This window comes from Okeania sp. SIO2F4, from assembly GCF_010672385.1.
Lineage (GTDB): Bacteria > Cyanobacteriota > Cyanobacteriia > Cyanobacteriales > Microcoleaceae > Trichodesmium.
The window spans coordinates 1-3,354 of the sequence record NZ_JAAHGT010001021.1 but is presented as its reverse complement, the minus strand read 5'-3'; the positions used below and the strand labels follow the sequence as shown (position 1 = coordinate 3,354).

The window sequence follows — 3,354 nt, the reverse complement described above, 5'->3', positions numbered from 1 at the left end:
AGATCACCTGCCCGGACTCCTGCCATATACAGGGCTGTATGTAATGCTGCCGTCCCATTCACTACCGCAACCGCTTTGCCTGCTCCGGTATACGCTTCAGCCTGCTGTTAAAACTGGCTGACATAGGCACCCACACTGGACACAAACGTACTGTCAATGGTATCCAGCACATAGTCTTTCTCTTTACCGCTGAATACAGGCGCATGCAGAGGTTGTAGTTGGAGGTGGTATAACTGGAGCTGCTCTTAGTTATGAACTGGCAAAAAAAGGTTTTGGTACACTCCTGTTAGAAAAATATTCTACTTTAAAAGGTGCAACTCGTTATAGTTATGCTAGTTTACCCTACTGGTCTGGAACTACAGACTTGACCAATCAACTTTTTCAGGAAGCAAAACAACACCATCATGATCTATCTGAAGAATTACAAACAGATACTCAATTTAGAGAGCTAGATTTATTGCTAACCATCGCCACCGAATATGACCCAGAAAAAATAGCTACTAATTTCTCCCAGTATAATATAGTACCTCGCCTCATAAGTGTCGAAGAAGCCTGTGAAATAGAACCCTTACTAAATAAACAGGCGATCGTAGGAGCTTTAACTGTTAGTCAGGGTCATGTTTCTCCAGAAGCCATAACTTTAGGATATTGTCAAGCATTTACCAGGTTAGGAGGTCAAATTGAAATTGCAGAAGTAACTGGGTTAGTCAAAACTGGCAATAATGCGACCCATCCCTACCCCGAACGCATAACCGGAGTCTACACTACAGACAAAACTTATCACGCGGCTAATATTATTATTTGTGCAGGTGGAATTTCCCGTAACTTCCTAAAATCAGCAGGCATCCCTACCCGTGTTTATTTTACCCATGCTGAAATGTTAGAAACTCCTCCCGTAGAACTGCAACTAAATACTCTCGTGATACCAGCAGTAGAGAAACGTTTAAATTCTGAAGCTGTTACAAGTACAATTGAGCTTGAGCAAATGTGGGATGAACCTGGTCATGAATTTGTGCCCTTTAGCTTAGATGCTGGCGCAATTCAATTTAAAAACGGTAGCATTAGAATAGGTCAAATTTCCCGCGTACTTACTGACCCCCACGCTAAAGTCGATCCTGTTAAAAGTGAAGTTGCTATGCGAGTAGAGATAGGAAAAGTTTTACCTGCATTAGAAAATTTACCAGCAACCTGGCATCATTGCTTAGTAGCATACAGTGCTGACGACTTACCTCTCATCGGAGCTATTCCTAATGTAGAAGGAATACATATTTTTTCTGGCTTTACTAGTCCATTTGCATTGGTACCACCACTAGCTAAAAGATTTGCTAATTATGTAGCAGGCGAAAATGATGAGATTATCAAACAGTTATCTCCTAGTCGCTTTATGGATAATTGATAATTGATAATGAAAACTATAGCAATCGCTAAATAGGTTAGGTTGCCAGATTTATGACACGAATAAAAAATAAAATAGTGCTGCTATATTTCTATATCTCTAAATTATCAATTATTAATTACCTCTGGTTAAAACCATACTTGATTGAACCAAGTCAGGACTTATGTCAAGGTACTATGTATAGAGTCCAAAAACTATAGCGATCTAGTTTTGAACACTATATATATGGTCTTTGTATAAGTCCTAAAGAATAAAATAGGATTGCTATATCTCTAATTATCAATTATTAATTACCTCTGGTTAAAACCATATTTGATTGAACCAAGTCAGGACCTATGCCAAGGTACTATGTATAGAGTTCAAAAACTATAGCGCTTTAGTTTTGAACACTATATATATGGTCTTTGCATAAGTCCTAAAGAATAAAATAGGATTGCTATATCTCTAATTATCAATTATTAATTACCTTTGGTTAAAACCATACTTAATTCAATCAAGTGCGGAAATATTATTTTTTTAATTATCAATTATTAATTATCCATTATCCATTATCCATTATCCATTATCCATTATTAATTATCCTTACCTCAATTCCGTAATCTTTATGTTTTATGTTGTATTACAAAGATAGATAAACAATCAAAAATAAGTAAAAATCAAATATGCCATACGAAAAACTCAACCTCTCAACCCCAAAACCTGTATTGTCTTGGGCAAATCATCCCCTAGAGCATCAAGAACACAAAATGGCCAAAAATGTAGCTTCTTTGCCATTTGTGTTCAAGCACGTTGCTCTCATGCCAGATGTCCATTTAGGTAAAGGTGCATTAGTGGGTTCTGTCATTGCCACAAAAGAAGCAATAATTCCTGCTGCTGTAGGTGTAGATATTGGTTGTGGAATGTGTGCAGTAAAAATGCCTTTTGTTGCCGAGCGACTAGAAGGCAAACTCAAAAAAATCAGACAAGATATAGAAGCAGCTATTCCTGTAGGTTTTTCTGACAATAAAGAAATAGAAAAATCTGTCACCAACTGGCAAAATTGGAGAGAGTTTAAAGAATTACATCCAGGATTGACATACTCCCGGCATCATAATCTTTGATTTGATGCGGGATTCTCATCATTGATGATTATACGCTCACAGAGATGACTTAGATTGACAATATTGCTATCACCAAACCAGAGGTCAGACTCTCCCGTAGCTTTCGGGTTTCCCCCAGCTTCCGAGTGCCCCTCGGTACTGTTAACTATTGCCCCCAAAACTTCTAAACCTTTGGCCAAAATGTTTCTTGCTGCGTTGTGGTCACGGTCTGCTGTATAACCACAATAAGGACATTTATGAGTCCTAACTGATAATGACTTCTTGACGGTTTGACCACAATTAGAACAATTCTGGCTAGTGAAATGTGAAGGTACTGCTACACAAACAATCCCATGGTGTTTGGCATAATATTCTAGCCATTCGGCAAACTGATACCAACTTGCATCAGATATAGATTTAGCTAAGTGATGATTTTTTACTAAATTAGCAATTTTCAAATCTTCGTAAACTATCAAATCGTTAGATTGAACTAGCGCCCTTGCAGTCTTTACTGCGTGGTCTCTACGCTGTCTACTAATTTTGAGATTAGCCCGCGCTAATTGCTTTCTGGCTTTGTAGTAGTTATTTGATTGATGTTTCTTGCCTTTTTCATGGCGACGCGATACTCTTCTTTGTAGCTTCTTTAGTCGTCTTTCTGAGTTTCTCAAATATTTAGGATTATCTACAGCTTTACCATCACTATCAGTATAGAAAGCATTTAAACCTAAATCAATTCCTACTACATTACCTTCAAAGTTATGAGCTTCTTTTCTTTCTACATTTACTAAAAATTGACAATAATAACCGTTACTCACGTCTAACAACTCTTACACGATTTATTTGTTGTTCTGAATACCAGACTAAATCACGGCTAGTCCA

Annotated in this window: 3 protein-coding genes and 1 pseudogene; 2 read left to right on the top strand and 2 right to left on the bottom strand. The window is 37.5% G+C overall.

The window, feature by feature from the left end:
* A pseudogene (locus F6K22_RS42735) lies at nt 1-89 on the bottom strand (hypothetical protein); the annotation flags it as partial.
* A gap of 104 nt (nt 90-193) precedes the next feature.
* Between F6K22_RS42735 and F6K22_RS36540 the strand changes: the two are divergent.
* Complete coding sequence (locus tag F6K22_RS36540) at nt 194-1,396, top strand: NAD(P)/FAD-dependent oxidoreductase (protein WP_293109576.1); 1,203 nt, start codon at nt 194-196, stop codon at nt 1,394-1,396.
* Nucleotides 1,397-2,058: 662 nt separating this feature from the next.
* A complete protein-coding gene (locus tag F6K22_RS36535) occupies nt 2,059-2,496 on the top strand; it encodes an RtcB family protein (protein WP_375340230.1) in 438 nt (145 codons plus the stop codon).
* On the opposite strand, the gene F6K22_RS36530 is transcribed toward F6K22_RS36535, so the two are convergent.
* Nucleotides 2,484-3,290 (bottom strand): RNA-guided endonuclease InsQ/TnpB family protein, encoded by an 807-nt coding sequence (locus tag F6K22_RS36530; protein WP_363275212.1) that lies wholly within the window; start codon nt 3,288-3,290, stop codon nt 2,484-2,486. The two genes, F6K22_RS36535 and F6K22_RS36530, sit on opposite strands and share 13 nt — an antisense overlap.
* Nucleotides 3,291-3,354: the final 64 nt, after the last annotated feature.